Annotated in this window: 1 pseudogene; it reads right to left on the reverse strand. The window is 52.9% G+C overall.

Going from position 1 to position 206, the window contains the following annotated elements:
* A pseudogene (locus HJV72_RS19640) lies at nucleotides 1–206 on the reverse strand (B12-binding domain-containing radical SAM protein); the annotation flags it as partial.

Here is a 206-nt window from a genome sequence, read left to right on the forward strand (position 1 = left end):
TATCTCGTCCAGGCTGCGTTCTCTCACCGTATAAAAATCGATATCCACACCGCAGGTTTCGAAGGCCTGCATCCAGATTTCATTATGGAAGTGTTCAGACCATGAATCGTAGAGCGCTCCGTTTTTATAAGCCTCCTCGATCACTGCCGCCACCTTCCTGTCACCGCGGGCCAAAACGCCCTCCAGCACCGTCAGATCCGCCTCAT

The sequence above is a fragment of the Extibacter sp. GGCC_0201 genome (assembly GCF_017566055.1).
GTDB lineage: Bacteria > Bacillota > Clostridia > Lachnospirales > Lachnospiraceae > Extibacter.